Here is a 26,150-nt window from a genome sequence, read left to right as displayed (position 1 = left end):
CGGGGCTTTCGCGTGTCCGGTGCCGGGGTCCGGGGTCAGGGGGCCGGGGCGGGGCCGGTGGAGTCGCGGACGACGAGGGTGACGGGGAGGTCGGGGGCGGTCCACGGGGTGCCGTCGAGGACGGCGAGGAGGGCGGCCATGCCGTGTTCGCCGACGCGTTCGGCGGGGAGGTGGACGGTGGTGAGCTCGGGTTCGACGGCGGTGGCGAGCGCGAGGTCGTCGAAGCCGGTGACGGAGAGGTCGTCGGGGACGTGCAGGCCGAGGCGGCGGGCGGCCTTGCAGGCGCCGGCGGCGAGGATGTCGTCGTCGCAGACGACGGCGGTGGGGCGGTCTCCGGGGGCGGTGAGTGCGGCCTCCATGGCCGTACGGGCGCCGTTGACGGTGAGGGGGGCCCGTACGGTGCGCAGTTCGGCGGAGGGGCTCAGGAGGGCGCTGAGGGCTTGGGCGCGGATGTCGAAGGTCCAGGAGTCGACGGCGGAGGCGAGGTGGAGGAAGCGCCGGTGGCCGAGGGCGAGGAGGTGTTCGGTGATCTGGCGCGTGCCGTCGGCCATGGCGAGGTTGACGTGGGCGGCGGCTCCGGGGGCGGTGGGGTCGCTGTCGAGCATGACGAGGGGGAGGCCGGTGCCGCCGGCGCCGCCGAGGGCGGTGAGGGCGTCGGTGGCCATGGAGGAGGCGATGACTCCGTCGAGGGCGGCGCGGGCGGAGGCGAAGGGGTCGCGGGCGGGGCCGGTGCCGTCGGGGGAGGGGTAGAGGACGACGCCGAAGCCGTGTTCGGCGGCGACGCGGGCGGCTCCGGTGTAGACGCGGGCGAAGAACTCGTTGGTGAGGGCGGGGACGACGAGGAGGGCGGTGCGGGTGGAGCCGAGGCGGAGGTTGCGGGCGGCGAGGTTGGGGCGGTAGCCGAGGTGTGCGGCGGCTTCGCGGACGAGGCCGGCGGTGCGTTCGGAGACGCGGCCGTGCCATTTGTCGCCGAGGACCAGGGAGACGGTGGCCTGGGAGACCCCGGCGGCGGCGGCCACGTCCCGGCTGGTGGGTCTCGTCACACGGGTCTCCTGGAGTGCTGGTCGGGCGGGGGGTGGGGGTGGGGTGGGGCGGTGCGCGGGGTGGACCGGCGGACTGCGGCCATGGTACGTATGATGCGTCAAGTTATACGTATTACCCCGGCTGGGGCCGGGCGGAGAGGGGCGGACATGGCCGCGGGATACGCGGAGCTGCTCAGGACCCGGCATGCCGCGAGGCTGCTGGTGGGCACGCTCGTAGGCCGGCTGCCGAACGCTGTCGCGCCGATCGCGATCGTGCTGTTCACGCGGGCCGAGGGGGGCTCCTACAGCCTGGCGGGCGCGCTGGCCGCGGCGTACGGCGTGGCGAACGCGGTGGGTCAGCCGCTGCTGGGGCGGGCCGTGGACCTCTTCGGGCAGCCGCGGGTCCAGCTGCCCGCGGCGGTGCTGTCGGCGCTGGGCATGGTGTGGCTGACGCTGGCCGGTACGGGGTCGGTGGCGTTGGCGTACGCCGCGGTGGTGGTGGCGGGGCTGTTCACGCCGCCGCTGGAGGGAGGGCTGCGGGCGCTGTGGCCCGGGGTGCTGGGGGGCAAGGAGGAGCGGGTGCACGCCGCGTACGCGATGGACGCCGTGGCCCAGGAGATCATGTTCACCGTCGGCCCGCTGCTGGTGACGCTGTGCGTGGCGCTGTGGAGCCCGGGGGTGGCGCTGCTGGTGCTCAATGCCGTGGGCGTGCTGGGCGCGCTCTCGGTGGTGGTGAGCGAGCCGTCGCGGACGTGGCGTTCCGAGCCGCGGGAGGCGCACTGGCTGGGCGCGCTGCGCTCGCGGGGGCTGCTGGCGCTGCTGGGGGCGTTCTTCTTCGTGGGGACCGCGCTGGGTTCCATCACGGTGGCGGGCGTGGCGTACGCGGACGGCCACGGCGGTCCGGCCGTGTACGGGTGGATGATGGCGGCGCTGGGTCTGGGCGCGCTGGTCGGCGGCGTGTTCTACGGTTCGCGGCAGTGGCCGGGTGCGCCGGAGAGGCGGTTGCGGCTGCTGATCGCGCTGCTGGCGGTCTGCTACCTGCCGCTGGTGCTGACTCCGGGGCCGGTGGCGATGTCGGCGCTGGCGGCGCTGGCCGGGGTGTTCCTGGCGCCGGCGCTGGCGTGTGCGTTCATCGTGGTGGACCGGCACGCTCCGGTGGGCACGGTGACGGAGGCGTTCTCGTGGCTGGTGACGTTCTTCGGGGTGGGTGCGGCGATCGGTACGGGCGTCGCGGGGCCGGCCGTGGAGCTGGGCGGCACGGCGACGGGCTTCGGCGTGGCGGGCGTGGCGGGTGCGGCGGCGCTGCTGGTGCTGACGGTCACTCAGCGGGCGCTGGCAAGTCCGGGCCCGGGCCGGGCGGTGGCGGATGCGCCGGAGGGGGCGTCAGGGGCGCCGTCCGGGGCGGTTTCCGAGGTGTCCTCGGGGGGCTGAGCGGCGGGCCGTCGGGGGGTCCGGCGGGGGTCTCATCGGAAAATGATCGAAACGGCGCTCTCGAACTCGGTTTCAGAACAGGGCCAGAGGCGTAATGTTCAGTCATGGACCGCCGCATTTTCGGGCTGGAGAACGAGTACGGCGTCACGTGCACGTTCAGGGGACAGCGCCGACTGTCTCCTGACGAAGTGGCGCGCTACCTCTTCCGCCGTGTTGTGTCATGGGGCCGCAGCAGCAATGTCTTCCTGCGGAACGGCGCCCGCCTGTACCTCGACGTGGGGTCGCATCCGGAATATGCAACACCGGAATGCGACAACCTGACCGAACTGGTCACCCACGACAAGGCCGGCGAGCGCATTCTCGAAGGACTGCTCGTCGATGCCGAGCGCCGCCTGCACGAGGAGGGAATCGCGGGCGACGTCTATCTCTTCAAGAACAACACCGACTCGGCGGGCAATTCGTACGGTTGCCACGAGAACTACCTGGTGGCCCGGCACGGGGAATTCTCCCGCCTGGCGGACATCCTCATTCCGTTCCTGGTCACGCGGCAGCTGATCTGCGGTGCGGGCAAGGTGCTGCAGACCCCGCGGGGCGCGGTCTACTGCGTGAGCCAGCGGGCCGAGCACATCTGGGAGGGCGTGAGTTCCGCGACGACCCGTTCCCGGCCGATCATCAACACCCGGGACGAGCCGCACGCGGACGCCGAGCGCTACCGCCGGCTGCACGTGATCGTCGGCGACTCGAACATGTCCGAGACGACCATGCTGCTCAAGGTCGGCGCGACCGACCTGGTGCTGCGCATGATCGAGGCGGGCACGGTGATGCGGGACCTGACCCTGGAGAACCCGATCCGGGCCATCCGCGAGGTCAGCCACGACATCACGGGTCAGCGCAAGGTGCGCCTGGCGAGCGGCCGGGAGGCCTCGGCGCTGGAGATCCAGCGCGAGTACTACGACAAGGCCGTGGACTTCGCCGAGCGCCGGGGCATCCGTACCGGTGTGGTGGACCAGGTGCTGGAGCTGTGGGGCCGGACCCTCGACGCGATCGACGCCGAGGACCTGGACCGGATCGGGACCGAGATCGACTGGGTCATGAAGTACCAGCTGATCGAGCGGTACCGGGCCAAGCACAACATGACGATGTCGAACCCGCGGGTGGCTCAGATAGACCTCGCCTACCACGACATCCACCGCCGGCGCGGGCTGTACTACCTGCTGGAGCGCAAGGGGCAGGCGGCGCGGATCTGCAACGACCTCAAGATCTTCGAGGGCAAGTCGGTGCCCCCGCAGACGACGAGGGCGCGGCTGCGCGGCGACTTCATCCGCCGGGCGCAGGAGCAGCGGCGGGACTTCACGGTCGACTGGGTGCACCTGAAGCTCAATGACCAGGCGCAGCGGACGGTGCTGTGCAAGGACCCGTTCCGGTCGGTGGACGACCGGGTGGAGAAGCTGATCGCCGGTATGTAGGACCGCGGTGTGACATCGCGCTGATCTTCCCCAGGGCCCCGTACGCGTCTCGTACGGGGCCCTGCGCACGGCTTAGAGTGGCGGCGACCGCCTTGTCGTCTGAGATCTGAGGAACACGTGCGCCGACTTGCCGGCCTGCTGGTCGTACCCCTTCTGCTGCTGTCGACAGCGGCGTGTGGCGATGACAGCGGCTCCGACTCCAGCCAGATGCAGAACGGGGTGCCCGCGATCACGAAGGGCGCCAAGTTCGGGGAGGAGCCCACCCTGTCGCAGGGCAAGGGCGAGCCGCCGAAGGAACTGAAGGTGGAGGTCATCAGCGAGGGCAAGGGCCCGGCGCTGAAGAAGGGCGACATCGCCCAGGTGAACTACCTCGGCCAGGTGTGGGACGGCAAGGAGCCCTTCGACGCCAGCTTCGGCAAGGGCAAGCCGTTCGACGTCACCATCGGCGCGGGCATGGTCATCAAGGGCTGGGACCAGGGCCTGGAGGGCCAGAAGGTCGGCAGCCGCGTCAAGCTCGTGATCCCGCCGGCCCTCGGCTACGCCGAGCAGGGTTCGGGCGAGAAGATCAAGCCGAACGCCACGCTGGTCTTCGTCGTGGACATCGTCAAGGGCACGACCGTCCCGGTCTCGGCGACGGGCAAGGAAGTCGCCCAGGAGAACAAGGACCTGCCCAAGGTCGGTACGAACACGGACGGCAAGGAAGTCGCCGTGACCGTTCCGAAGGACGTGACGCCGCCGGCCAAGCTGGTGTCGAGCTACGTCCTGGAGGGTGACGGCGAGGCGGTGAAGGACACCGGCAGCGTCGTCGTGAAGTTCCACGGCAAGACGTGGAAGGACGACAAGACCTTCGAAAGCACGTACGCCAACGACACCACGGTCACCTGGCCGATGGAGCAGCTGTCGGTCAAGGGCCTGAAGGAAGGCCTGATCGGCAAGAAGGTCGGCAGCCGCGTCCTGCTGGTCATCCCGCCGGACATGGCCTTCGGTGACAAGGAGCAGGGGACGATCCCGGCGAATTCGACGCTGGTCTTCAGCCTCGACATCCTCGCGGTGATGTAAGACTGTTCCGGTTGTCCTCCCGGCCACCGCCGGGCGGGGCCCCTGTTCGCACGCATGAGGAGCAGTTCCGTGAGCATCGAGAAGCCCGAGATCGATTTCCCCGAGGGCGACGTCCCCACCGACCTCGTCATCAAGGACATCTGGGAGGGCGACGGCGCCGAGGCCAAGGCCGGATCCAGGGTCTCCGTCCACTACGTGGGCGTGGCCTTCTCCACCGGTGAGGAATTCGACGCCTCCTGGGGCCGCGGCGCGCCGCTGCAGTTCCAGCTCGGTGTCGGCCAGGTCATCTCCGGATGGGACCAGGGCATCCAGGGCATGAAGGTCGGCGGCCGCCGCAAGCTGACGATCCCGGCGCACCTCGCGTACGGCGACCGCGGCGCAGGCGGTGCCATCAAGCCGGGCGAGACGCTGATCTTCGTCTGTGACCTGATGGGCGCCTGATCCGCCCTCAGTGAAGTCGTGGGGCCTCCGCCGGTCGGCGGGGGCCCTCGCTTTTGTCCGGGCGCGCCGGGGCGGTACGGTCAACGGTCACGAGTGTGTGTCGAGAGCGGGGGAACGGCGTCGATGGCGATTGCCAAGGCCGAGAGGCTGATGAATCTGGCGCTGTGCCTGCTGGGGACCCGCCGACCGCTCAGCAAGCGCGAGCTGCGCGGTTCCATCGAGGCCTACATGGAGGCCGGCAACGACGAGTCCTTCAACCGCATGTTCGAGCGGGACAAGGACGACCTCCGGGAACTCGGCCTGGTCATCGAGACCGTGGAGAACCTGGACGGCGACACCGGCTACCTGGCCCGCCGGGACAGCAACCGGCTGCCGCCCGTCTGTCTGGACGCCGAGGAGGCCGCCGCCCTGGGCCTGGCCGCCAAGGTCTGGCAGCAGGCGCGCCTCGCGGGGGCCGCCAGCGGCGCCCTGCAGAAGCTGCGCGCCGGCGGGATGCCGGAGGCGGGGGACCCGTACGAGGGCCAGCACAGTGCCATCGAGCCGCGCATCCCGGTCCACGAGGCGGCCTTCGAGCCGCTGATGCTGGCCTGCCGGGACCGTCGGCCGGTGTCCTTCGACTACCGCAAGTCCAACGCGGCGCGGCCCGAGGCCCGGCAGGTCGAGCCCTGGGCGCTGGAGTGCTGGCGGGGTCACTGGTACCTGGCCGGCTACGACCGGGACCGCGGGGCGGAGCGGGTGTTCCGGCTCTCCCGGATCACCGGGAAGGTCCGCTCCCGGGCGGCGAAGTACACCGCCGGGGTGCCCGACGTGGTGACCGTGCGGGAGACCGTGGCGAGCTGGGCCGGGGAGGGGGCGGAGCGTTCCGCGCTGATCCGGCTGCGCGCCGGGGCGGGGTACCCGCTGCGGGCCAAGGCCACCGCCGTGCGCGAGGGCGCCGAGGGCTGGGACGAGCTGGAGATCCCGTACGGGCACGGCCTCGACGCCTGGCTGGTGGAGTTCGGCCCCGACGTGGTGGTCGTGGAGCCCGCCGACCTCCGGGCCGACGTGGTGGACCGGCTCCGCGCCGTCGCCAAGGGCTGACCGGCCCGCCCGCCGGGCCGCCGGGCCGGACCCGCGGGTCCGGCGCCCCACTCGCGCAACCGCGCCATCCGCAAGCACGCCCTGAGGGGGAGACGTACCAGCATGGCTGCCAACGCCATCGACCAGACCCGCCGCATGCTGTCCCTGGTGACCTACCTGCGCGAGCGCCCCGGGGCGCACGTCGCCGACGTCGCGCGCGCCTTCGGGATCACCGAGGACGAGCTGATCTCGGACCTCGACGTGCTGCCCATGTGCGGGACCAGCTTCCGCGGCGGCGACCTGCTCGACATCGACACCGACGGGGAGCGCATCTGGTGGCGCAACCCCGAGGCCTCGGGGGAGTCCACCGCCGAGCCGCTGCGCCTGGCCGCCGACGAGGCGACCGCGCTGCTGGTGGCCGCCCGCGCCGTGGCCACCCTGCCCGGCCTGCGCGAGAGCGACCGGGACGCCCTGCTGCGGGCCACCGCCAAGCTGGAGGCGGCCGCGGGGGAGGTCGCGGGGGCCAGCTCGCGGCTGTCGGTGACCTTCGAGTCCGAGGGCGGGGTCTTCGCCGACGTCGACCGGGCCATCGCGGAGCGCCGGCGGCTGTGGCTGCGGTACTACTCGCCCGCGCGCGACGAGCTGACCGAGCGCAAGGTCGACCCGATCCGGCTGTTCGCGGTGGGGCACACGTACATGGAGGGGTGGTGCCACCTCTCGGAGGCCCGGCGCACCTTCCGCCTCGACCGGGTCGCGGAGATCCGGATCCTGGACGAGCGCGCCGAGCCGCCCGCGATCGAGCCCCGCGACCTGTCCGAGGGGCTCGTGCAGCCGGCCGCCGAGGACCCGGAGGTCGTGGTCGAGGTCGGGCCCGGCGGCCGCTGGGTCGCCGAGTACTACCCGCACGACAGTGCCGAGGAGCTGCCCGAGGGGGGCCTGCGGATCACCCTGCGCAGCCCGGATCCGGCGTCGCTGCGCCGGCTCGCGCTGCGGCTGGGCCGCGAGGGCCGGATCGTGGTTCCCACGGAGCTGGCGGAGAGCGCGCGGAGCGCCGCTCGAGAAGCGCTCGCGGGGTACGGGGAACAGGTCTGAGGGGAGCGTCGGTCGATGTCGCGCACGTCCGGGCCTGTCGCCTTCAAGGCGGCCTGTCCCGATTGCCGGTCCCGGTTCGAGCTGGACGCGGGCGCCCTGCGCCTGGCGATCGGCGTCAGCCGGCGGACCACGTTCTACTCGTTCACCTGTCCCGAGTGCGGCGCCGCCGTACGCAAACCCGCCGGTGAGCGCATCGTGGAGCTGCTGACCGGGGGCGGCGTAAGCACCCTGCGCAGCGTCTGACGCGGCCGGTGCCCTACGCTCGTTCCATGCTGTGGCCGATGATCGCAATTGCCCTGGGCTTCCTCGGGGTCGCCGTGCTCGCCGTTCTGGCGCTGCGGGTCTACGTGGAGGTGCGCAGGCTGTCCGGCCAGGTCGCGCGGGCGAGCCGGCGGATCTCCGACGCCTCGGGGGACCTGGAGCGGGCGGCGGCCGACCTGGCCCGGGCGGGGCGCACCGTACGCCCGTAGAAGCGGGACGAAACCGTGTGAACGGGGCATCAAGAAGGGCGTCCGGGATGAGCGCGACGTCGCCGGGGGATTGCCGGGCGTTAACCCCCTGGGGTTACGATCGTCGGTAGAGACAGCCCTAGGCGCCCGTCGGGTGTGCTGTGAACCTCGGAGAAAAGGAAGATACCTATGTTCGGCAACCTCAGGGGTTGGGAAATCTTCGTCATTCTCGGGGTCATCATCCTCCTGTTCGGCGCGAAGAAACTCCCGGACATGGCCCGCTCCCTCGGCAAGTCGGCCCGCATCCTCAAGAGCGAGGCCAAGGCCATGAAGAAGGAGGGCGAGGCCGACGACGCGGCCGCCGCCCCCACCGTCGCGGACGCCGCCGCCCCGCAGCAGCCGGTCGTGCCCCGCACCATCCAGGCCGCGCCCGGTGACGTCACCAGCTCCCGGCCCGTCAACGAGCCGAACCGCACCGCCCAGGGCTGACACAAGCCGCACACTCCAGCCAACTGCAACGAGCCAAGGGACGTGGGTTGCTCAAGTCTGCCCGCAAGCAGGGGAAAGCGGACAAGGACGCCGAAGGGCGGATGCCTCTTGTCGAGCACCTGCGTGAGCTGAGAAACCGTCTGCTGAAGTCGGTCCTGGCGATCCTCCTGATCACCATCGTGTCGGCCTTCTTCTACAAGGACCTCATCGACTTCATGCTGAAGCCGATGCTGGATTCCGTCGGCTGCACCGGCGGGGTGGTCTCGCAGCGCAACGGCCGCCCCTGCGCCGACATGACGGTGAACGGCCTCATCGCGCCGTTCTCGATCGCCCTGAAGGTCTCCCTCACCGCCGGTGTCGTGCTGTCCGCGCCGGTGTGGCTCTACCAGCTGTGGGCGTTCACCGCCCCCGGCCTGCACAGCCACGAGAAGAAGTACGCGATGAGCTTCGTCGCGATCGGAGCGCCGCTCTTCGGCGCCGGCGCGGTGCTCGCCTACAAGGTCCTCCCGCAGACCGCGACGGTCCTGCTCGAATTCACCCCCGACAACGCGCGCAACCTGCTGCCGGTCGACGACTACCTCGACCTGGTCACGCGCATGGTCGTCGTCTTCGGCCTGGCCTTCGAGCTGCCGCTGCTGCTGATCCTGCTCAACATCACCGGAGCGCTCACCGCGAAGCGGCTGGCGAGCTGGTGGCGCGCCATGATCCTCGGGATCACGGTCTTCGCCGCGTTCGCCACGCCCACCGGCGACCCGCTCACGATGCTGTCCCTCGCCGTCCCGATCGTGGCCCTCTACTTCCTCGCGCTCGGCATCTGCACGGTCAACGACCGCCGGCGCCGGCGCAACAACCCCGACGCGGAACTGGACGACGACGAGGCCTCCCGGCTCGACCTCACACCCGAGCCCATCGGGCGGATGGAACCGGCCCCGGCCCCCGCGGCCCTGCCCGGCCAGGCCGACGGCGGACGCCAGCGGATCAACGGGTACGACGACGCGACCTGACAGGTGTATTGCGGAGCGTGAGCTCTGAGATCACCGTTTCGTCCATCCCACCGCAGGACGCGGCCGGGGCGCGCACGCCGCGCGGCCGGCCGCTTCCGCGTTCGCGGGGGCCGTGCGGCTCCTGGTGCAGCGGCCGTGGCGTCCGCCGCGCGCCCCGTCGGGAGCCCCTTCGGGAACCCCGCCGGGAGCCCCCTCGGGAACCCCGTCGTGCTCCGCTTAAATGATCGCGACTGTTGTCAGGGGTGGCGGGTAGGCTCGATCCCAAGATGACCGAAGAACTCTCACCCGCCGACCGGTACGCCGCGTTCCGGCGCCGCGCCGCCGAAGAGGCCACCGCGCTGCACCCCTTCCGCGAGATGTACGCATTCGAGCTGGACCCGTTCCAGATCGAGGCCTGCAAGGCCCTGGAGGCCGGCAAGGGCGTCCTGGTGGCCGCCCCGACCGGCTCGGGGAAGACGATCGTCGGCGAGTTCGCCGTGCACCTGGCCCTCCAGCAGGGCCGCAAGTGCTTCTACACGACGCCGATCAAGGCCCTGTCGAACCAGAAGTTCGCGGACCTCGTCAAGCGCTACGGCGCCGACAAGGTGGGCCTGCTGACCGGTGACAACAGCGTCAACGCCGACGCGCCGGTGGTCGTGATGACCACCGAGGTGCTCCGCAACATGCTGTACGCGGGCTCGCAGGCGCTGCGCGGTCTCGGCTACGTCGTGATGGACGAGGTGCACTACCTCTCCGACCGGTTCCGCGGGGCCGTCTGGGAAGAGGTGATCATCCACCTCCCCGAGTCGGTGACCCTGGTCTCCCTGTCGGCCACGGTGTCCAACGCCGAGGAGTTCGGCGACTGGCTGGACACCGTGCGCGGCGACACCGAGGTCATCGTCTCCGAGGAGCGGCCCGTACCGCTGTGGCAGCACGTCATGGCCGGACGCCGCATCTTCGACCTGTTCGAGGAGGAGTCCGACCACGGCGGCCGCGGCTCCGCGCGCCGGGAGGTCAACCCCGACCTGCTGCGGATGGCGCGCGAGGAGAACAGCCGCTCGTACAGCCCCAAGGACCGGCGGCGCGGGAAGATGGTCCGCGAGGCTGACCGGGAGCGCGAGCGGCGCTCGCGCGGCCGGATCTGGACCCCTTCGAGGCCGGAGGTCATCGCCCGCCTCGACAACGACGGGCTGCTGCCCGCCATCAACTTCATCTTCAGCCGGGCCGGTTGTCAGGCCGCCGTCCAGCAGTGCCTGTACGCGGGCCTGCGGCTCAACGACGACTCCGCACGGCGATCAGTCCGCGAGATCGTCGAGGCGCGCACCTCCTCCATCCCCACCGAGGACCTGCACGTCCTGGGGTACTACGAGTGGCTCGAAGGCCTGGAGCGGGGCATCGCCTCGCACCACGCGGGCATGCTGCCCACCTTCAAGGAGGTCGTGGAGGAGCTGTTCGTCCGCGGCCTGGTCAAGGCCGTCTTCGCCACCGAGACCCTGGCGCTGGGCATCAACATGCCCGCGCGCACGGTGATCCTGGAGAAGCTGGTCAAGTGGAACGGCGAGCAGCACGCCGACATCACCCCCGGCGAGTACACGCAGTTGACCGGCCGGGCCGGCCGCCGCGGGATCGACGTCGAGGGCCACGCCGTCGTGCTCTGGCAGCGGGGCATGGACCCGGTGGGCCTCGCCGGGCTCGCGGGCACCCGTACGTATCCGCTGCGCTCCAGCTTCAAGCCCTCGTACAACATGGCCGTGAACCTCGTCAGCCAGTTCGGGCGGCACCGCTCGCGCGAACTGCTGGAGACCTCCTTCGCGCAGTTCCAGGCCGACCGCTCGGTCGTCGGGATCTCCCGGCAGGTGCAGCGCAACGAGGAGGGCCTGGAGGGCTACCAGGAGGGCATGACCTGCCATCTGGGGAACTTCGAGGAGTACGCGCGGCTGCGCCGCGACCTCAAGGACCGCGAGACCGACCTGGCCAAGCAGGGTGCGGCCCAGCGCCGGGCGCAGGCGGCCAGTTCGCTGGAGAAGCTCAAGCCGGGCGACATCATCCACGTGCCGAGCGGCAAGTTCGCCGGGCTGGCGCTCGTCCTGGACCCGGGTGTGCCGGCCGGGCGGGTCAACGGGCACCGCGGACACGAGTACACCGAGGGGCCGCGGCCGCTGGTGCTCACCTCCGAGCGGCAGGTCAAGCGGCTCGCCGCGATCGACTTCCCGGTTCCGGTGGAGCCGCTCGACCGGATGCGGATCCCCAAGACCTTCAACGCCCGTTCCCCGCAGTCCCGTCGGGACCTGGCCTCGCAACTGCGCACCAAGGCGGGCGACTTCAGGCCCGGGCGGGCGCCCCGCGGGCGGGCCGCGGCGGCCGACGACCGTGAGATCGCGCGGCTGCGCGCGGCGCTGCGGGCGCACCCGTGCCACGGGTGCGACGAGCGCGAGGACCACGCCCGCTGGGCGGAGCGCTACCACCGGCTCCAGCGCGACACCCAGCAGCTGGAGCGGCGCATCGAGGGCCGGACGAACACCATCGCCCGCACCTTCGACCGCATCCACGCGCTGCTCACCGATCTGGACTACCTGCGCGAGAACGAGGTCACCGCGCACGGCAAGCGGCTCGCCCGGCTGTACGGGGAGCTCGACCTGCTGGCGTCGGAATGCCTGCGCGAGGGCGTCTGGGAGGGGCTGAGCCCGGCCGAACTGGCCGCCTGCGTCTCGGCGCTGGTCTTCGAGGCCCGGCAGTCCGACGACGCGGTCGCGCCGAAGGTCCCGGGGGGCGCGCCGAAGGCGGCGCTGGGCGAGATGATCCGCATCTGGGGCCGGCTCGACGCGCTGGAGGAGGAGCACGGCATCAGCCAGACGGAAGGCGTGGGCCAGCGCGAGCCGGACCTCGGCTTCGCGTGGGCGGCCTACCAGTGGGCCTCCGACAAGAGCCTGGACGAGGTGCTGCGCGAGGCGGAGATGCCGGCCGGTGACTTCGTGCGCTGGTGCAAGCAGGTCATCGACGTGCTCGGCCAGGTCGCCGCGGCGGCGCCCTCCGCCTCCGGCGACAGTGGGAGCACGGTGGCGCGGAACGCCCGCAAGGCGGTGGACGGACTGCTGCGGGGTGTAGTGGCCTACAGCTCGGTCGGCTAGGCGCTTTTGGGGCTTCCTCCGAGAGTGGGCATGGCCCGATCTGATCTCTTGCCATGATCGAATCGGCGTGCACTGTGCGACGATCGGCGCATGAGTGGGGGAGCAGACGAAGGTCCGAGACGGGTCGGTCGGCCGCGCGCCGACCGGCTGAGGCCGCAGAGCGGCCGGCCGCCGCGCGAGGAACTCCTCTGCGCGGCGGCCGAACTGTTCACCGCCCAGGGGTACGCGGCCACCACCACGCGGTCGGTCGCGGAACGGGCCGGGATGCGCCAGGCCACGATGTACCACTACTTCGGCGGCAAGGAGGACCTCCTCGCCGAACTCCTCGAATCCACGGTCGCGCCCTCGCTGGTACTGGCCCGGCAGCTGCTCGCCGACACCGGCCGGCCCGCCGCGCGGCGGCTGTGGGAGCTGTGCCGCTCCGAGGTCCTGCTGCTCTGCGGGGGACCGTACAACCTGGGCGCGCTCTACCTGCTGCCCGAGGTGGGCGGGGCGCGGCTGGCCCGGTTCCACCGGATGCGCGGGGAACTGCGCGACGCCTACCGGGAGTTGCTCGGCGGCACCTGCGCGGGGGCCGAACTGGCCGGGGACCGGGCCGGGCTGGCGCTCCGCAACGACCTGGTCTTCGGCCTGATCGAGGGCGTCATGCTGATCCACCGGGCCGCTCCCGCACGGCCGGTCGCCGTCTTCGCCGAGGCCACCGCCGACGCGGCGCTGCGGATCGCGGGCGTCGGGTCGGGGGTGCGGACGGCCTAGCGGCGGCCGGCCGGCGGCGGGTCGGCGGCTCCGGACTCCCAGGACGGGCGGTCGTCCCAGGCCCGGAGGGTGCGGGCGCTCTCGAAGCGGTGCGCGGTCCCCGTGACCGGGTCGGTGAACGCCAGTACCCGGGCCAGGAGTTGCAGGGGGCGTCGGTAGTCGTCCGGCGCGGGGTCGGTGACCTGCGGGTACACCGGGTCCCCGAGGATCGGCAGGCCCAGGCCGTTCATGTGCACGCGTAGCTGGTGGGTCCGGCCGGTGTGCGGGGTCAGCCGGTAGCGGCCGAGCGCGCCCGCGGTCCCGGTCAGCTCGACGAGGGTCTCGGCGTTGGGCACGCCGTCCGCGACCTCGACCGCCGCGATGACCCCGCGGGTCTTCTCGATCCGGCTGCGGACCGTGCGCGGGAGCTCCACCGAGGGGTCGTGGGGTGCGAGGGCCTCGTACTCCTTGTGCACCCGGCGGTTCTGGAACAGGAGCTGGTACGCGCCGCGGTCGGCGGGCCGGACGCTGAACATCACCAGCCCCGCGGTCAGCCGGTCCAGCCGGTGGGCCGGGCTGAGTCCGGGCAGGTCCAGCTCCCGGCGGAGCCGGGCGAGGGCGGTCTGGGTGACGTGGCTGCCGCGCGGTGTGGTCGCCATGAAGTGCGGCTTGTCCACGACGAGCAGGTGCGGGTCGCGGTACAGGACGCGGATCGCGAAGGGCACCACCGGCTCGTCGGGGAGGTCGCGGTGGAACCACAGGTAGGCGCCCGGCTCGTACGGGTCCCCGGCGCGGCGCACCCGGCCGTCCCGGTCGACGATGCCGCCGGCGGCCAGCAGCCGGACGACGGCCTCCGCGCCGGCGCCGGCCGCGTACCGGGCGGTGAGGTACCCGCCGAGGTCCGGCCACGTCCCGTCCGGGTCGGGCGGCAGGCGCAGCCGGACCGGGTCGATACCGGCGCGCTGCGGGAGGGGCGAGGGGGGTGCCTGGGCTCTGCGGGTCATCGGGGACAGGCTATGCGGCGCGGCGAGCGTGCGTGCCGGGCGCCGCGGGGCAGGAGAGTCTGACGACACCCCTAGCGCTCGGTGAAGGTGCCCAGGCCGGTGGTGTCGAGGTACTCGACGCGGACGGTGCCGTCGGCGAAGGTCACGCCGGTGCGGCCCACGGCGTTCTCGCCGGCGGTCTCGAAGCTGAAGACGTTCCCGTCGTAGTGGGTCAGGGGGAAGCGCAGCGGCTTCGGGCCGAGGGAGAGGGTGAGGGCGCCCTTGTCGTCGGCGGTGACGGTGAGCGGGCCGTAGTACGGGTTGTCATACGTCCCGGTGTACGCGGCGCTGTCCCCGGCCGGTGCGGCGCCGGACGGCGGGCGGGCGTAGTCGGTGGGGGAGCGGCCCGCGTCGTCCACCTGTGCGTAGAGCGCGGCGGCCAGCTCCAGCCAGTCGGTGGTGACCTTGCCGTGCTCGGCGAAGTCGAAGAAGTCGAGGGCGATGGCGTCGGCCTGGCCGACGGGCGCGCCGTTGGTGAGGACGACGATGCCGAGCTGTTCCAGGGGGAGCATCGTCACGTTGGTGTTGGCGCCGAGGGCGAAGGCCCCCGAGTGGCTCAGGCGCAGCCGGCCGGCGTCGTCGTACGAGACGTTCCAGCCGAGGCCGTAGAAGCCGGTGCGGGCGGAGGGGCCGGAGGGCGGCTGCGACACGATCTCGGGCAGGTGGGTGCGGGAGAGGGTGTCCGCCGGGACGATCCGCTGCCCGTCGAGGGTGCCGTCGGCCAGCTGGAGGCGGAGCCAGCGGGACAGGTCGCCGGCGGTGGAGCTGACCCCGCCGGCGGGGGCCTGGGCGTCGGGGTCGCGGACGTAGCGGGGGCTCCACGTGCCGTCGGGGTTCCTGACGTGGGTGACGGCGTGGTCGGGGGAGTTCGCGAAGGCGGAGAACTCCGTGCTGGTGCGCGTCATGCCGGCGGGCTTGAACAGGGTGTCCTGGCTGAGCTTCTGCCAGGACTTTCCCTCGGCGCGGGCGACGGCCTCGGCGGCGGCGGTGAGGCCGAAGTTGGTGTACGCGTAGCTCGCGCGGAAGGGAGCGAGGGATTCCAGGCGGAGGTGGTCGAGGATGTACGACTGGTCGTAGCCGAGATCCTCCAGGAGGTCCCCGGCGTGGTCGGGGAGGCCGCTGCGGTGGGAGAACAGGTCGGCGGTGGTGACGTGGCCGGTGACCCAGGGGTCCTTGAGGGAGAACCCGGGGAGCGCGGTGTGGCGGTCCCACCCGTCGGGGGCGGTGAGGGTGCCGGCGACGACGGTGGAGGAGACGGGTTTGGAGAGGGAGGCGATCTGGAAGACCGTGTCCGGATCGACCGCGCCGGGCTCGCCGACGCGGCGGACGCCGTAGCCCTTGAGGTGGACCACCTTGTCCTTGTGGACGACGGCCACGGACACCCCGGGAACACCGGTGCGGCGCATCATGTCCTCGACGGTCCGGTCGAGACGGGCGACCGCCTTGCCGACCTGGGCGTCGGTGATCTGGGGCTTCGGGGCCGGGGGCGGGCTGGGGGCGGTCGGCGCCGTGGCGGGCGGGGCCGCGGCGGCCGCCGGGGTGGCGGTCGCCGCCGTCGCGGTCAGGAGGATCGCGGCCCCGACCGAGCCGAGTGCGCGGAGCGTACGCATGCGGCCCATTCTCCCGCCGTACGGGTGAACGCGCCCGTCGTGCCCGGTCCCCCGGCGCCGCGGTTGGGGTGGTGCGGCGATGGTGCGGTGTTGCGGTGCGCTGCCCCGGGCCCCGCGCCTCGAACGCCGGCGGGGCTGAAACGGGCGGCGGGGCTGGAGTGGGGGCGGGGTCAGGCGGCTGTGGCGTGGTCCTGTTCGGCTTCCACCGCCGCGTTCCAGTCGCGCTTGATCGCGCGCCAGCCCTCGTCCGTCTCGCCCAGGCGCCAGTAGCCCGAGATCGACAGCCGTTCGCGCGGCACGCCCCGCTCCAGACGGAGGTGGCGGCGCAGCTCCTTGACGAAGCCCGCCTCGCCGTGGACGAACGCGTGCACGTCCTTGGACGGGAACTCCAGGGCGGTGACCGCCTCCACCAGCGCCTCGCCGATCGGGCGGTCGCCGCGGTGCAGCCAGACCGGGACGACCCCGTCCGGCGTGGCGGTCTTCTGCTCGTCGTACGGGCCCTCGATCTCCACGAACGCGTGCACCCGCGCACCCGCCGGCATCCGCTCCATCGCCGCGGCGATCGCCGGCAGGGCGCTCTCGTCGCCCACCAGCAGGTGCCAGCCGGCCCTCGGGTCCGGGGCGTACGCGCCGCCCGGGCCGAGGAAGCGCACGAGCTCACCCGGCTGGACGCGCGCCGCCCAGGGGCCGGCCAGGCCCTCGTCGCCGTGGACGACGAAGTCGAGGGTCAGCTCCCGGAGGGCCGGGTCCCAGGCCCGCACGGTGTACGCGCGCTGGCGCGGCCACTGCGCCCGCGGGAAGTCGGCGCGGATCTGCTCCAGGTCCCACGGCGCGGGGTAGGTGACGCCCTGCGGCGGGAACAGGAGTTTGACGTAGTGGTCGGTGTACGTGCCCGCGCCGAATCCGGCCAGACCGTCACCGCCCAGCACGATCCGCACCATGTGCGGCGTGAGCCGCTCGGTGCGTACGACGACGGCGGTGCCGACTGCGCGGGCGCGTCCTTCTGCCACGGTGTCTCCCCTGACTCCGCTGAAACTTAGGTTCACCTAAGTTAGCACCTCAGGTACGCAGCGCGCCGCTCAGGCGGGACACGGCTCCGCCGAGACCCCACCGGCGGGCGAGCGCGTCGACCACGTCCGGGTGTGACGGAAGTGACGGGAGGGCCGGGTCGAACTGGGGAATCGGCACGTCCCCGGCTACCTGGACCACCTTCGGGGCCACGGCAAGGTACGGCCGCGACTCGTCCAGGCGCTTGCGCTGGGTCGGGGTCAGCTTCGACTTCGGGTCGTCGATCGCGGCGATGATCCCGGCCAGCGTGCCGTACGCGTCGAGCAGTTTCGCCGCCGTCTTCTCGCCGATGCCGGGGACGCCGGGCAGGCCGTCGCTGGGGTCTCCGCGCAGCAGCGCCAGGTCCGCGTAGCCGGAGCCGTCGACCCCGTACTTCTCGCGCAGCCACGCCTCGTCGGTGACCTGGAGGGTGCCCACGCCCTTGAGGGGGTACAGCACGCGCCGCCGCCTGGCGTCGTCCACCAGCTGGTAGAGGTCCCGGTCGCCGGTGACGATGTCCACCGGGCCGGTCGCGCGGGCGGTCAGCGTGCCGATCACGTCGTCCGCCTCGTACCCGGCGACCCCCACGCGGGCGATGCCGAAGGCGTCCAGCGCCGCCTCGATGATCGGCACCTGTGGGGCGAGGGTGTCCGGGGTCTCCTCCACGTCCGGACCCGTCTCGGTCTCCCGGGCGACGCGGTGCGCCTTGTACGACGGGATCAGCTCCACCCGCCAGTGCGGCCGCCAGTCTGCGTCCATGCAGGCCACCAGGTCGTCCGGGCGGTGGTCCTGGACCAGGCGGCCGATGAAGTCGAGCAGTCCGCGCACGGCGTTGACCGGGGTGCCGTCGGGGGCCTTCACGGAGTCCGGCACACCGAAGTAGGCGCGGTAGTAGAGGGAGGCGGTGTCCAGGAGCATCAGGCGTCGTGTCGTCACGCAGACGATGATGCCGCACCCCGGGGGCCGGACCGCCGGGCAGCCGGGGCGGGCCGCAGCCCCTTCGCCGCCGGTCCGCCCCGGCGGGACCCCGGCCGTTCTCGAGGGCGACGGCGTACGGTGGCGGCCCGCGGACGACCACGGGAGGTGACCGGGCGGGCACGGGTGATCACCGGTGGCGGGGGGTCGGTGCGCTCGTGCACGCGAAACCGGAGGCGGTTGCTGCGTAAGGTGCTTACAGCACACCGATGTGCGACCGACAAGGGGAGGGCAGCCCCGACATGAACGACAGGGACGGCACGGACGGCACGCCGGATGGCAAGGACGACAAGGGCAAGGACAAGGACGCCAGGGAGCCGCTCCGCGTGGGCGTGGCCGTGCGCAAGCGGCGCCGCGCGCTCCAGCTGACGCTGGCCGCCGTGTCGGCGCGCAGCGGCCTGTCCGTCCCCTTCCTGAGCCAGATAGAGAACGAGCGGGCCCGCCCCAGCATGCGCTCCCTGGAACGGGTCGCGGACGCGCTGGAGACCACGGCCGTCGAACTGCTGGCAGCCTCCGACACGGCCCGCACCGTGGACCTCGTACGGGCCGGTGACGACTCGGCCCTCACCCCCGTGCCCGGCGTGCGGCCCCTCGTGCGCGGGCACCACCAGCTGCACGCCCTGGAGTTCACCGGGGACCAGGACGCCGGCCGGGAGTACCAGCACCGCAACGACGAACTGATGTACGTGGTCGCCGGCGCCTGCCAGGTGGAGGCCGAGGGCCGGGCGTACCGGCTGGAGAGCGGGGACGCGCTGTTCCTGTCCGGCGGGGTGCGGCACCGCTGGCGGGCCGTCACCGAGGACACCCGGATCCTGGTCGTCGCGGTCGGCGAGCACATCCACGCCACGTCCGAGCCGCCGTCCCCCGGGCGCTGAGCGGAGTGCGGCGGGTCGTGTCGCTGGTGCCGTCGCTGACCGAGGCGGTCGCGGTGAGCGCGCCGGGCCTGCTGGTCGGGGTCACGGACTGGTGCACGCACCCCCCGGACCTCGGGGGCGCGGTGCGGATCGGCGGGACGAAGAACCCCGACGTACGGCGGATCGCGGAGCTGCGCCCGGACTTGGTGATCGCCAACGAGGAGGAGAACCGGGCCCCCGACCTGGCGGCGCTGCGCGCGGCGGGGCTGGAGGTGCTGCTCACCGAGGTGCGGGACCTCCCTCAGGCGCTGCGGGAGCTGGACCGGTTGCTGGTGGGCGTACTGGGGCTGACGAGGCCGGGGTGGCTGGCCGACGCCGAGGCGGCCTGGGCCCGGGCGGCGGAGCCGGCGGCGTTCGTGACCGCCTTCGTGCCGGTCTGGCGGCGGCCGTGGATGGTGCTGGGCCGGGACACCTTCGCGGGGGACGTGCTGGCCCGCCTGGGGGTGCGCAACGTTTACGCCGGGCACACGGAGCGGTACCCCCGGATTTCCGTCGAGGAGCTGGCGGCGAGCGGCTGCGACCTGGTGGTGCTGCCGGACGAGCCGTACCGTTTCACGGCCGCGGACGGTCCGGAGGCCTTCCCGGGAATGCCCGCCGCGCTGGTCTCCGGACGCCACCTGACCTGGTACGGGCCCTCCCTCGCCGAAGCTCCGGCGGTACTGGCGCAGGCCCTGCGCGAGGCGCGCTGACCGAGCCCCGGCGCCATCGGGACCTCCCGGGAGGTGGACGAGGGGGTCGCCCGCGCCGGTCGCGCGGTAGGCGAGGCGGGTGCCGTCGGGAGCGGTGAAGCTGGGCATGCCGCGGATCCTGCCAGTCATAACCAGGTTGTACAACCTGGTTATGGCGTGGCGGTCAAATCCGGGCGCGCGGGTGTATAACCGAGCTATGACAGGCGATGAGGGCGCGTACCGGAACCCCGGCGAGCTGACCGAGGAACAGGCCGGGCGGATGCTCGCCGACATGAACGAGGTCATCCGCGCGGGTGAGGAGATGCGCAGGCTGCGCGGCGAGATGATCCAGCTGTTCGTGGGCTTCGGCTGGACCCAGGAGAAGATCGCCCGGCTCACCGGCATGAGCCAGCCCGCCGTCTCCAAGCAGGTCGCGAAGTACCGGGAGGGCGATCCGTCGCCCCCGGCCGGACTCTCCCTCGACCAGCGCGACGGCCCCTGGCTCGAAGGCCGCCTCTGGGGCCTCGCCGAGGAGATCTCCGAGTCCCTCGACGGGGACGCCCGCTGTACGCGCCTCGTCGACGCGGTCGCCCGGGGCGGGCAGCGCTTCACCCCCCGGAGCGTCGACGAGCTGAGGCGCCTCGTCGAGGAGGACCTGGACCGGCATCAGGACGAGCTGCCCGGCGGCTGCCGGGCCGCCTACGACCGGATCGGCCGCGGGCTCGACGTCCTCGCCGGAGCACCCGCGGGCGCACCGGCCCCGGAGGGACCGCCCCCCGCCGGGTCCCCCTCCGTACGGCGCGCCCTCGCCCACCGGATCCAGCGCGACCGGCTCACGGGCGCCGCGTAGGCCCGGGGGTCAGCGGGCCGGCAGGCTGCGGGTGAACAGGCCGCGCAGGGTGTGGGCGGCCGCGAGCAGCCAGGCCGTCAGCAGGCAGGCGAAGAGGGCGGCGGCCAGCCAGGCGAAGGCGGCCAGGCCGGTGTGGCGGGCCAGTCCGGCGGCGCCGGTGACGCAGGTGCCCACGGGGAACGTCAGCGCCCACCAGGTCATCGAGAAGCCCATTCCGCGCCGGGCCGCGCGGACCAGCATGGCCGCGGCGAGGGCCAGCCACAGCAGCGCGAACCCCATCACGGGGACTCCGTACACGACCGCGAAGGCGCCGAGGCCCTCCGCGTACGGGGCTCCGATGGCCCCGGGCGCCACGTCGGCGAGCTGGTTCACGGCGGTGGTGGACTGGCCGAGGGGGCCCAGGACCAGGAACAGGGTCGGGGTGAGCAGCAGGGGCAGCGGACCGCTGAAGACCAGCCGCGCGAAGATCAGGGGGAGCATCAGCAGGGTGGCCAGCAGGCTGACGCCGAACAGGGCGTAGCAGGCCAGCAGCATCGCCTCGCGGGCCTGCCCGGCGGGCAGGTGGGGGACGAGCAGGGGCCCGAGCGCCGCCGAGACCATCGGGGCGACCAGCGGGAGCAGCCAGACGGGGGTGGCCTGCGCGGCCTCGACCTGGTGGCGCACCATCATCAGGTACGGGACGGCCACGGCCGTCAGCAGGCCGATCGCGGTGCCGGCGCTGAACAGCACGGCGTCCACGGCGACGGCCGCGTCCAGGCCGATGAGGTCCTTGCCGACGATGAGGGTGCCGCCGCCGACGGCCAGCAGGGCCATGGACAGACAGCCGTAGAACGGGGCGACGGAGGGGTCGAGGAGGTGGGCGCGGGCCTGGTCGCGGTGGTGGATCCAGTGCCCGGCCCGGGCCGTGAGCAGCACGGCGAGGACGGTGGCGGACAGCGCCCAGACGAGCTGGCAGGCCACGCGCTGGCCGGGGAGCTGGTACGGGAGCGTCGCGCCGGCGGTGGCGATGATCGCCGTGCCCATGACGGAGGCGTACCAGTTCGGCCCGAGGTTCCGCAGGGCCTCGTGGGCCCGGGGGGCGGTCGCCGCGGAGCGGGTGGTGCGGGGGAGCGCGAGGGTGGTGGCCATGACTCCAGGTTCCGGCGGGCGCGGGCCGGGTGGCAGAGGGCATCTCCCTATGAGGCCATAAACTGATGTTATGGGTAATGAGGAGTGGGTTCCGCTGGCGCACCGGGTGCCGGATCTGGGCGCGCTGGAACTGCTGCTCGAGGTCGCGCGGGTCGGGAGCCTGAGCGGCGCGGCGCGGCGGCTGGGCATCACGCAGCCCGCGGCCAGCAGCCGCATCCGGGCGATGGAGACGCGGCTGGGGGTGGCCCTCGTCGACCGGTCGCCGCGCGGCTCGACGCTGACGGCCGAAGGTGCGCTGGTCACGGACTGGGCCCGGCGGGTCGTGGAGGCGGCGGAGGCCTTCGACGCGGGAGCGCAGGCCCTGCGGGGCCGGCGGGACTCGCGGCTGCGGGTGGCGGCCAGCATGACCATCGCGGAGTACCTGCTGCCGGGGTGGCTGATCGCGCTGCGCGGGCAGCGGCCGGACACGGCGGTGTCCCTGCACGCCGGAAACTCGGCCGTGGTCGCCGAGCGGGTCCTCGCGCACGAGGCGGACCTCGGCTTCGTGGAGGGGCTGACCGTGCCCGACGGACTGGACTCGGCGGTGATCGCGCAGGACCGCCTCGTGGTGGCGGTCGCGCCGGGCCACGCGTGGGCGCGGCGCTCGAAGGGCGTGACGGCGACCGAACTCGCCTCGGCCCCGCTGATCCTGCGGGAGCGGGGGTCGGGGACGCGGCAGGTGCTGGACGCCGCCCTGGCCGGGTGCGGAGGGCTCGGGGAGCCGCTGCTGGAACTCGCGTCGACCACGGCGGTGAAGGCGGCGGCCCTGAGCGGGGCCGGGCCGTGCGTGCTGTCGGAGCTGGCCGTGGGGGACGAGCTCGCGGCGCGCCGGCTGGTGGAGGTGCCCGTGGCCGGGGCGCCGCTGGACCGCGCGCTGCGGGCCGTGTGGCCCGCGGGCTCCCGCCCGGCGGGCCCGGCGCGGGACCTCCTGTCGCTCACCCGCCGCCCGGCGCCGTAGGCGCGCCGGACGCCGGAGGCACGCCGGACGCCGGAGGGTCCGGGTGTCGCGGCGCCGGGCCCCGTGGGCGCGTCGGACGCCGGAGGTCCCGGGTGCCGCGTACTGCTCCTGTGTGCCGCGGCCGGACGTCACACGCCTGACGCCGTAGCCGGCGCACAGTGCCCGGACCGGCAGCTCGACAGCCCCCGCCCCCGGCAGTTCCGCGCCCGGAGTGCCGTGGCGGGGGGCCTCCCACGCTGCGCCCGCGGCGCGGCGCCGCGCGCCCGGCCCCGGTGATCCCGTGTTCGGGGGGCGGCCGCGCGCCGCGGGGCCGTTACGCCACCGGGACGCGGTCCGGTGTGCGGAGGGCGGCGCGGGCCGCCGCGGCCTCTACCAGCGCGCCCATCACGCGGGTGTCCCGGTCCCGTTCGGGGTGCCACTGGACGCCCAGCACCCAGTGCTCCGGGCCCGGGAGCTCGATCGCTTCCACCGTGCCGTCCACCGCGTCGGCCGAGACGACCAGGCCCCGGCCCAGCCGGTCGACGGCCTGGTGGTGGTACGTCGGCACCTGCGCCTCCTCCGGGACCGCGGCCGCGTACCGGGTGCCCGGCACCGGGCGGACCGGGTGCCGGGACATCACCCCCGGGGCGGCGACGTGCCCGTCGATGTGCTGGACGAGCGTGCCGCCCAGCGCCACGTTCAGCGCCTGCATGCCCCGGCAGATGCCCAGCAGCGGCAGGCCCGCCGCCAGCGCGGCGTCCAGCAGGGCCAGCTCCCACCGGTCGCGGACCGTCGCCGGGGCGCCCGTACGGGGGTCGCGGGCGGCGCCGTAGTGGACCGGGTCCAGGTCCGGACCGCCCGCGACGACCAGGCCGTCCACCCGGCCCAGCACCTCCGCGGCCCTTCCGGGCTCGTCCGGCGGGAGCAGCACGGCCGCGCCGCCCGCCGCCTGGACGAGTTCGTAGTACCCGGAGGGGACCAGGGACGTCGGGAGGTCCCACACGCCGTAGCGGGTGGACTCCTCCACATAGGTGCTGATGCCGATGAGCGGCCTGGGCACGTTCTCTACCTCCGGGACGGGAGTGGTGGCGGCGGTCAAGGGACAGGATTTCAGTCGCGCGCGAGTTCCGCCTCCGCTTCGGCGAGGGCGGCGAACTCCTCCTCGGGCGCCGAGGCCACCAGGTGGTGCCGGCTGTAGAAGGCGAAGTAGGCGAGGGCGACGGCGTACACGCCCAGCGCGATGAACGCCGCGTCCTTGTCCACCAGGAAGGTGGCGACCAGGGCCGAGAGGGCGAGCGCGAAGGCCACCGAGGAGGTCGCGATCCCGCCCGGGGTGCGGTACGGGCGCTCCAGTCCGGGCTCCCGGCGCCGCAGCACGATGTGCGAGAGGGCCATCAGGGCGTACGAGATGGTCGCGCCGAACACCGCGATGTTCAGCATGCGGGCGCCGTCGCCGGTGGCTGCGGCCAGGGTGAAGCCGATCACTCCGGGGATGACGAGACCCAGGTACGGGGCCTTGCGCCGCGAAGTGAGCGAGAGGAACCGCGGCAGGTACCCGGCCCGGGAGAGGGCGAAGAGCTGGCGCGAGCCCGCGTAGATCAGCGAGAAGAAGGAGGCCACCAGCCCGGCGAGGCCGGCGTAGTTGACGAAGCGGCTCAGCGCGGTGGGGCCGCCGTCCCCCTCCAGGGCCACGACCAGCGGGTTGCCGGCGGTACGGACCGCGTCGGCGCCCTGTGCGCCGGTCGCCGCGAAGAAGGTGATCAGCGCCAGCAGCGCGAGGATGCCCATGGAGATCGACAGCGCCTTCGGCATGGAGCGGACCGGGTCCTTGGCCTCCTCCGCCGCCAGCGGCACGCCTTCCACCCCGAGGAAGAACCACATGCCGAAGGGGAACGCGGCCCAGATGCCCAGGAGGCCCATCGGCAGCCAGGAGTTCGAACCGAACGCCTCCGCGTCGACGGGGATGTCGTTGAGGCCGGCCGCGTCGAACTCGGTGAAGGCGCCCACCGCGAAGATCAGCAGTGCGGCGACGGCGATGGCGGTGACGACGAGGCTGAAGCGCAGGGCCTCGCCGACCCCCCAGAGGTGGACGCCGATGAAGACCGCGAAGCAGGCGAGGTAGACCGGCCAGCTGGAGGTGAGGCCGAAGAGGCCGAGGGACTCGACGTAGTCGCCGATGAAGATGACGATCGCGGCCGGGGCCAGGATGTACTCGATCAGGATGGCGGTACCGGTGAGGAAGCCGCCCCAGGGGCCCAGCGCGCGCCGGGCGAAGCCGTAGCCGCCGCCCGCCGTGGGGAGGATGGTGGACAGCTCGGCGAGCGAGAAGACCAGACACGCGTACATCGCGCCCATCAGGACGGTGGCGATGGCGAGCCCGCCGAACCCGCCCTTGTCCAGGCCGAGGTTCCAGCCGGAGAAGTCGCCGGACACGACGTACGCGACGCCGAGGCCGGTGAGCAGCAGCCAGCCGGCGCTGCCGCGGCGCAGGGTGCGGCGCTTCAGGTAGTCGTCGCCGCCCTCGGGGGAATCGGTGGGTGCGGGCACGGCTTCCAGCCGTGCCTCGATGTCGTCGGCCATCGTGCGCTCCTGCCTCGGGGCAATGGTTGTGGGGCGTACCTTTGCCGCAGTGGGGTGGAGTGCGCAAGACCTCTGCGTTAAACGGAAGTAACGAATGCCTCTCCGGCGTGCCTCCGGAGATCCGACGGAGATCCGACGGAGGTCCGCCGGGGATCCGCCGGGAACGCGCCATTCGGGGGCGTGATCAGGCCAGGAACCCCCTCAGGAGGGCCGCGGTGCCGCAGCAGTGCTCGCGCATCGTCGCGCGGGCCCCGTCGGCGTCCCGCTCCAGCACCGACTCCACGAGCGCGGTGTGCTGCTGCTGCGAGTGCTCCAGGTTGCGCACCAGTAGCGGAATGCAGTCCAGCAGGTCGTTCACGGTCGCCCGGACCGCCGCGTACTGGGCCGTCAGAGTGGCGGATCCGGCCAGTTCGCACAGGGTCAGGTGGAACAGGGTGTCCTGGCGCCGGTAGTCGGCGAGCGGGGCGTCGTGGGTCGCGGCCAGCGCGGCGAGCAGCCGCTCGGTCCCCTCCTCGGTCAGGCCGTGCGCGGCGCACAGTCCGGCCGCTCCCACCTCAAGGACCTCGCGGAACCGCAGGGCGTCCTCGATGTCCACCCCCGCGACGCGCCGGCGCAGCTCCTCCTCGGTGCCGCCCGCCGGGGTGTCGGGGCGGGGCAGGACGAAGGTTCCGCCGTACCGTCCCCGACGTGCCTCCACGAGCCCCTGGTCCTGCAGCACCTTCAGCACCTCGCGCAGCGTGACCCGGCTGATCCCCATCCGCTCGGCCAGTTCGCGCTCGGGCGGCAGCCGTTCGCCGCCCGGTACCAGGCCGAGCCGGACGACCTGGAGGATCTGCTCCAGCGCCTCCTCGAAACCGTTGCCCGCCCGCACCTGCCGCAGCACGGGATTCAGCCGGGCGACGGCCCCGCCCTCGCTCGCCGTGTCGGTCATCTCGGCCCCTCCCCTTCCCAAGCAATGGTTCTATTCAATACCTTAGGCCTTCTCGGCTCACCGAAGGAGAGATT

General features: G+C 73.0%; 25 protein-coding genes and 1 pseudogene. 17 read left to right on the top strand and 9 right to left on the bottom strand.

The annotated features are described in order from the left end of the window. Window positions 1–35: 35 nt before the first annotated feature. A complete protein-coding gene (locus ACFWTC_RS11490) occupies window positions 36–1,043 on the bottom strand; it encodes a LacI family DNA-binding transcriptional regulator (protein ID WP_383927501.1) in 1,008 nt (335 codons plus the stop codon). 147 nt (window positions 1,044–1,190) lie between these two features. On the opposite strand from ACFWTC_RS11490, the gene ACFWTC_RS11485 reads away from it, so the two are divergent. The 13 genes and pseudogenes from ACFWTC_RS11485 to ACFWTC_RS11425 all read left to right on the top strand — a co-directional run bounded on the left by ACFWTC_RS11485 (window position 1,191) and on the right by ACFWTC_RS11425 (window position 13,375). Continuing rightward, on the top strand, window positions 1,191–2,453 hold the full coding sequence (locus ACFWTC_RS11485) for an MFS transporter (RefSeq protein WP_383927504.1): 1,263 nt from the start codon (window positions 1,191–1,193) through the stop codon (window positions 2,451–2,453). Window positions 2,454–2,557: 104 nt separating this feature from the next. Next, window positions 2,558–3,919 (top strand): Pup--protein ligase, encoded by a 1,362-nt coding sequence (gene pafA, locus ACFWTC_RS11480; protein WP_030768414.1) that lies wholly within the window; start codon window positions 2,558–2,560, stop codon window positions 3,917–3,919. 117 nt (window positions 3,920–4,036) lie between these two features. Further along, entirely contained in the window at window positions 4,037–4,978 is a 942-nt protein-coding gene (locus tag ACFWTC_RS11475; RefSeq protein WP_383927507.1) for an FKBP-type peptidyl-prolyl cis-trans isomerase, read from the top strand. Between the two features lie 69 nt (window positions 4,979–5,047). Further along, window positions 5,048–5,419, top strand: a complete 372-nt coding sequence (locus ACFWTC_RS11470; protein ID WP_383927510.1) for an FKBP-type peptidyl-prolyl cis-trans isomerase — start codon at window positions 5,048–5,050, stop codon at window positions 5,417–5,419. 123 nt (window positions 5,420–5,542) lie between these two features. Continuing rightward, complete coding sequence (locus tag ACFWTC_RS11465) at window positions 5,543–6,499, top strand: helix-turn-helix transcriptional regulator (RefSeq protein WP_383927513.1); 957 nt, start codon at window positions 5,543–5,545, stop codon at window positions 6,497–6,499. Window positions 6,500–6,601: 102 nt separating this feature from the next. Beyond that, a complete protein-coding gene (locus ACFWTC_RS11460; protein WP_384029402.1) occupies window positions 6,602–7,570 on the top strand; it encodes a helix-turn-helix transcriptional regulator in 969 nt (322 codons plus the stop codon). Between the two features lie 15 nt (window positions 7,571–7,585). Next, the gene (locus ACFWTC_RS11455; RefSeq protein ID WP_383927519.1) at window positions 7,586–7,813 is read left to right on the top strand and encodes a hypothetical protein; all 228 of its coding nucleotides are present in this window, start codon (window positions 7,586–7,588) and stop codon (window positions 7,811–7,813) included. A gap of 26 nt (window positions 7,814–7,839) precedes the next feature. Further along, complete coding sequence (locus ACFWTC_RS11450; protein ID WP_383927521.1) at window positions 7,840–8,040, top strand: hypothetical protein; 201 nt, start codon at window positions 7,840–7,842, stop codon at window positions 8,038–8,040. A 168-nt stretch (window positions 8,041–8,208) separates the two neighbouring features. Continuing rightward, entirely contained in the window at window positions 8,209–8,508 is a 300-nt protein-coding gene (tatA, locus tag ACFWTC_RS11445; protein ID WP_383927523.1) for a Sec-independent protein translocase subunit TatA, read from the top strand. Between the two features lie 47 nt (window positions 8,509–8,555). Further along, window positions 8,556–9,512: a twin-arginine translocase subunit TatC gene (gene tatC / locus ACFWTC_RS11440; RefSeq protein WP_383927525.1), complete on the top strand. Its 957-nt coding sequence runs from the start codon at window positions 8,556–8,558 to the stop codon at window positions 9,510–9,512. Window positions 9,513–9,529: 17 nt separating this feature from the next. Further along, a pseudogene (locus tag ACFWTC_RS11435) lies at window positions 9,530–9,624 on the top strand (sphingosine kinase); the annotation flags it as partial. Between the two features lie 154 nt (window positions 9,625–9,778). Beyond that, a complete protein-coding gene (locus tag ACFWTC_RS11430) occupies window positions 9,779–12,619 on the top strand; it encodes a DEAD/DEAH box helicase (protein ID WP_384029404.1) in 2,841 nt (946 codons plus the stop codon). 90 nt (window positions 12,620–12,709) lie between these two features. Then, window positions 12,710–13,375, top strand: coding sequence for a TetR/AcrR family transcriptional regulator (locus tag ACFWTC_RS11425; protein ID WP_383927531.1), 666 nt, complete (start codon window positions 12,710–12,712; stop codon window positions 13,373–13,375). On the opposite strand, the gene ACFWTC_RS11420 is transcribed toward ACFWTC_RS11425, so the two are convergent. The 4 genes from ACFWTC_RS11420 to ACFWTC_RS11405 all read right to left on the bottom strand — a co-directional run bounded on the left by ACFWTC_RS11420 (window position 13,372) and on the right by ACFWTC_RS11405 (window position 17,972). Further along, window positions 13,372–14,358, bottom strand: coding sequence for a pseudouridine synthase (locus ACFWTC_RS11420; RefSeq protein ID WP_383927534.1), 987 nt, complete (start codon window positions 14,356–14,358; stop codon window positions 13,372–13,374). The two genes, ACFWTC_RS11425 and ACFWTC_RS11420, sit on opposite strands and share 4 nt — an antisense overlap. Window positions 14,359–14,429: 71 nt before the next feature. Continuing rightward, window positions 14,430–16,007, bottom strand: coding sequence for a serine hydrolase (locus tag ACFWTC_RS11415; protein WP_384029406.1), 1,578 nt, complete (start codon window positions 16,005–16,007; stop codon window positions 14,430–14,432). A 170-nt stretch (window positions 16,008–16,177) separates the two neighbouring features. After that, window positions 16,178–17,017 carry a siderophore-interacting protein gene (locus tag ACFWTC_RS11410; protein WP_383927541.1) on the bottom strand — a complete coding sequence of 280 codons (840 nt, stop codon included), beginning with the start codon at window positions 17,015–17,017 and terminating at the stop codon, window positions 16,178–16,180. Window positions 17,018–17,066: 49 nt separating this feature from the next. Then, entirely contained in the window at window positions 17,067–17,972 is a 906-nt protein-coding gene (locus ACFWTC_RS11405) for a 5'-3' exonuclease H3TH domain-containing protein (RefSeq protein WP_383927572.1), read from the bottom strand. Window positions 17,973–18,271: 299 nt separating this feature from the next. Between ACFWTC_RS11405 and ACFWTC_RS11400 the strand changes: the two genes are divergently transcribed. The 3 genes from ACFWTC_RS11400 to ACFWTC_RS11390 all read left to right on the top strand — a co-directional run bounded on the left by ACFWTC_RS11400 (window position 18,272) and on the right by ACFWTC_RS11390 (window position 20,461). Continuing rightward, window positions 18,272–18,904, top strand: coding sequence for a helix-turn-helix domain-containing protein (locus ACFWTC_RS11400; RefSeq protein ID WP_384029408.1), 633 nt, complete (start codon window positions 18,272–18,274; stop codon window positions 18,902–18,904). Beyond that, complete coding sequence (locus ACFWTC_RS11395) at window positions 18,901–19,632, top strand: helical backbone metal receptor (RefSeq protein WP_383927574.1); 732 nt, start codon at window positions 18,901–18,903, stop codon at window positions 19,630–19,632. The genes ACFWTC_RS11400 and ACFWTC_RS11395 overlap by 4 nt, the downstream gene beginning before the upstream one ends. Before the next feature lie 196 nt (window positions 19,633–19,828). Next, window positions 19,829–20,461, top strand: coding sequence for a sigma-70 family RNA polymerase sigma factor (locus ACFWTC_RS11390; protein WP_384029410.1), 633 nt, complete (start codon window positions 19,829–19,831; stop codon window positions 20,459–20,461). A 9-nt stretch (window positions 20,462–20,470) separates the two neighbouring features. Here the strand turns inward: ACFWTC_RS11390 and ACFWTC_RS11385 are convergent, their stop codons facing one another. Beyond that, window positions 20,471–21,589: a TDT family transporter gene (locus ACFWTC_RS11385; protein ID WP_384029412.1), complete on the bottom strand. Its 1,119-nt coding sequence runs from the start codon at window positions 21,587–21,589 to the stop codon at window positions 20,471–20,473. Window positions 21,590–21,659: 70 nt separating this feature from the next. Between ACFWTC_RS11385 and ACFWTC_RS11380 the strand changes: the two genes are divergently transcribed. Then, window positions 21,660–22,586: a LysR family transcriptional regulator gene (locus tag ACFWTC_RS11380; protein WP_383927553.1), complete on the top strand. Its 927-nt coding sequence runs from the start codon at window positions 21,660–21,662 to the stop codon at window positions 22,584–22,586. A 313-nt stretch (window positions 22,587–22,899) separates the two neighbouring features. Here ACFWTC_RS11380 and ACFWTC_RS11375 read toward each other — a convergent pair whose 3' ends face one another. From ACFWTC_RS11375 to ACFWTC_RS11365, 3 genes are all read right to left on the bottom strand, one after another. Then, window positions 22,900–23,625 (bottom strand): gamma-glutamyl-gamma-aminobutyrate hydrolase family protein, encoded by a 726-nt coding sequence (locus ACFWTC_RS11375; RefSeq protein WP_383927555.1) that lies wholly within the window; start codon window positions 23,623–23,625, stop codon window positions 22,900–22,902. 50 nt (window positions 23,626–23,675) lie between these two features. After that, complete coding sequence (eat, locus tag ACFWTC_RS11370; RefSeq protein ID WP_383927558.1) at window positions 23,676–25,145, bottom strand: ethanolamine permease; 1,470 nt, start codon at window positions 25,143–25,145, stop codon at window positions 23,676–23,678. A 184-nt stretch (window positions 25,146–25,329) separates the two neighbouring features. Continuing rightward, window positions 25,330–26,076 (bottom strand): FadR/GntR family transcriptional regulator, encoded by a 747-nt coding sequence (locus ACFWTC_RS11365; protein WP_383927561.1) that lies wholly within the window; start codon window positions 26,074–26,076, stop codon window positions 25,330–25,332. Window positions 26,077–26,150: the final 74 nt, after the last annotated feature.

Source organism: Streptomyces sp. NPDC058619, from assembly GCF_042717785.1.
GTDB lineage: Bacteria > Actinomycetota > Actinomycetes > Streptomycetales > Streptomycetaceae > Streptomyces.
This window is presented reverse-complemented; position numbering and strand designations above follow the sequence as displayed.

Excerpts from the sequence above, each read along its gene's own strand:
- ACFWTC_RS11400 (WP_384029408.1), top strand. The coding sequence starts at position 18,272 with ATGAACGACAGGGACGGCACGGACGGCACGCCGGATGGCAAGGACGAC.
- ACFWTC_RS11415 (WP_384029406.1), bottom strand. The coding sequence starts at position 16,007 with ATGCGTACGCTCCGCGCACTCGGCTCGGTCGGGGCCGCGATCCTCCTG.
- ACFWTC_RS11385 (WP_384029412.1), bottom strand. The coding sequence starts at position 21,589 with ATGGCCACCACCCTCGCGCTCCCCCGCACCACCCGCTCCGCGGCGACC.
- pafA (WP_030768414.1), top strand. The coding sequence starts at position 2,558 with ATGGACCGCCGCATTTTCGGGCTGGAGAACGAGTACGGCGTCACGTGC.
- ACFWTC_RS11455 (WP_383927519.1), top strand. The coding sequence starts at position 7,586 with ATGTCGCGCACGTCCGGGCCTGTCGCCTTCAAGGCGGCCTGTCCCGAT.
- ACFWTC_RS11420 (WP_383927534.1), bottom strand. The coding sequence starts at position 14,358 with ATGACCCGCAGAGCCCAGGCACCCCCCTCGCCCCTCCCGCAGCGCGCC.
- ACFWTC_RS11425 (WP_383927531.1), top strand. The coding sequence starts at position 12,710 with ATGAGTGGGGGAGCAGACGAAGGTCCGAGACGGGTCGGTCGGCCGCGC.
- ACFWTC_RS11380 (WP_383927553.1), top strand. The coding sequence starts at position 21,660 with ATGGGTAATGAGGAGTGGGTTCCGCTGGCGCACCGGGTGCCGGATCTG.
- ACFWTC_RS11485 (WP_383927504.1), top strand. The coding sequence starts at position 1,191 with ATGGCCGCGGGATACGCGGAGCTGCTCAGGACCCGGCATGCCGCGAGG.
- ACFWTC_RS11390 (WP_384029410.1), top strand. The coding sequence starts at position 19,829 with ATGACAGGCGATGAGGGCGCGTACCGGAACCCCGGCGAGCTGACCGAG.
- ACFWTC_RS11405 (WP_383927572.1), bottom strand. The coding sequence starts at position 17,972 with ATGCTCCTGGACACCGCCTCCCTCTACTACCGCGCCTACTTCGGTGTG.
- ACFWTC_RS11460 (WP_384029402.1), top strand. The coding sequence starts at position 6,602 with ATGGCTGCCAACGCCATCGACCAGACCCGCCGCATGCTGTCCCTGGTG.
- ACFWTC_RS11465 (WP_383927513.1), top strand. The coding sequence starts at position 5,543 with ATGGCGATTGCCAAGGCCGAGAGGCTGATGAATCTGGCGCTGTGCCTG.
- ACFWTC_RS11430 (WP_384029404.1), top strand. The coding sequence starts at position 9,779 with ATGACCGAAGAACTCTCACCCGCCGACCGGTACGCCGCGTTCCGGCGC.
- ACFWTC_RS11450 (WP_383927521.1), top strand. The coding sequence starts at position 7,840 with ATGCTGTGGCCGATGATCGCAATTGCCCTGGGCTTCCTCGGGGTCGCC.
- ACFWTC_RS11365 (WP_383927561.1), bottom strand. The coding sequence starts at position 26,076 with ATGACCGACACGGCGAGCGAGGGCGGGGCCGTCGCCCGGCTGAATCCC.
- eat (WP_383927558.1), bottom strand. The coding sequence starts at position 25,145 with ATGGCCGACGACATCGAGGCACGGCTGGAAGCCGTGCCCGCACCCACC.
- tatA (WP_383927523.1), top strand. The coding sequence starts at position 8,209 with ATGTTCGGCAACCTCAGGGGTTGGGAAATCTTCGTCATTCTCGGGGTC.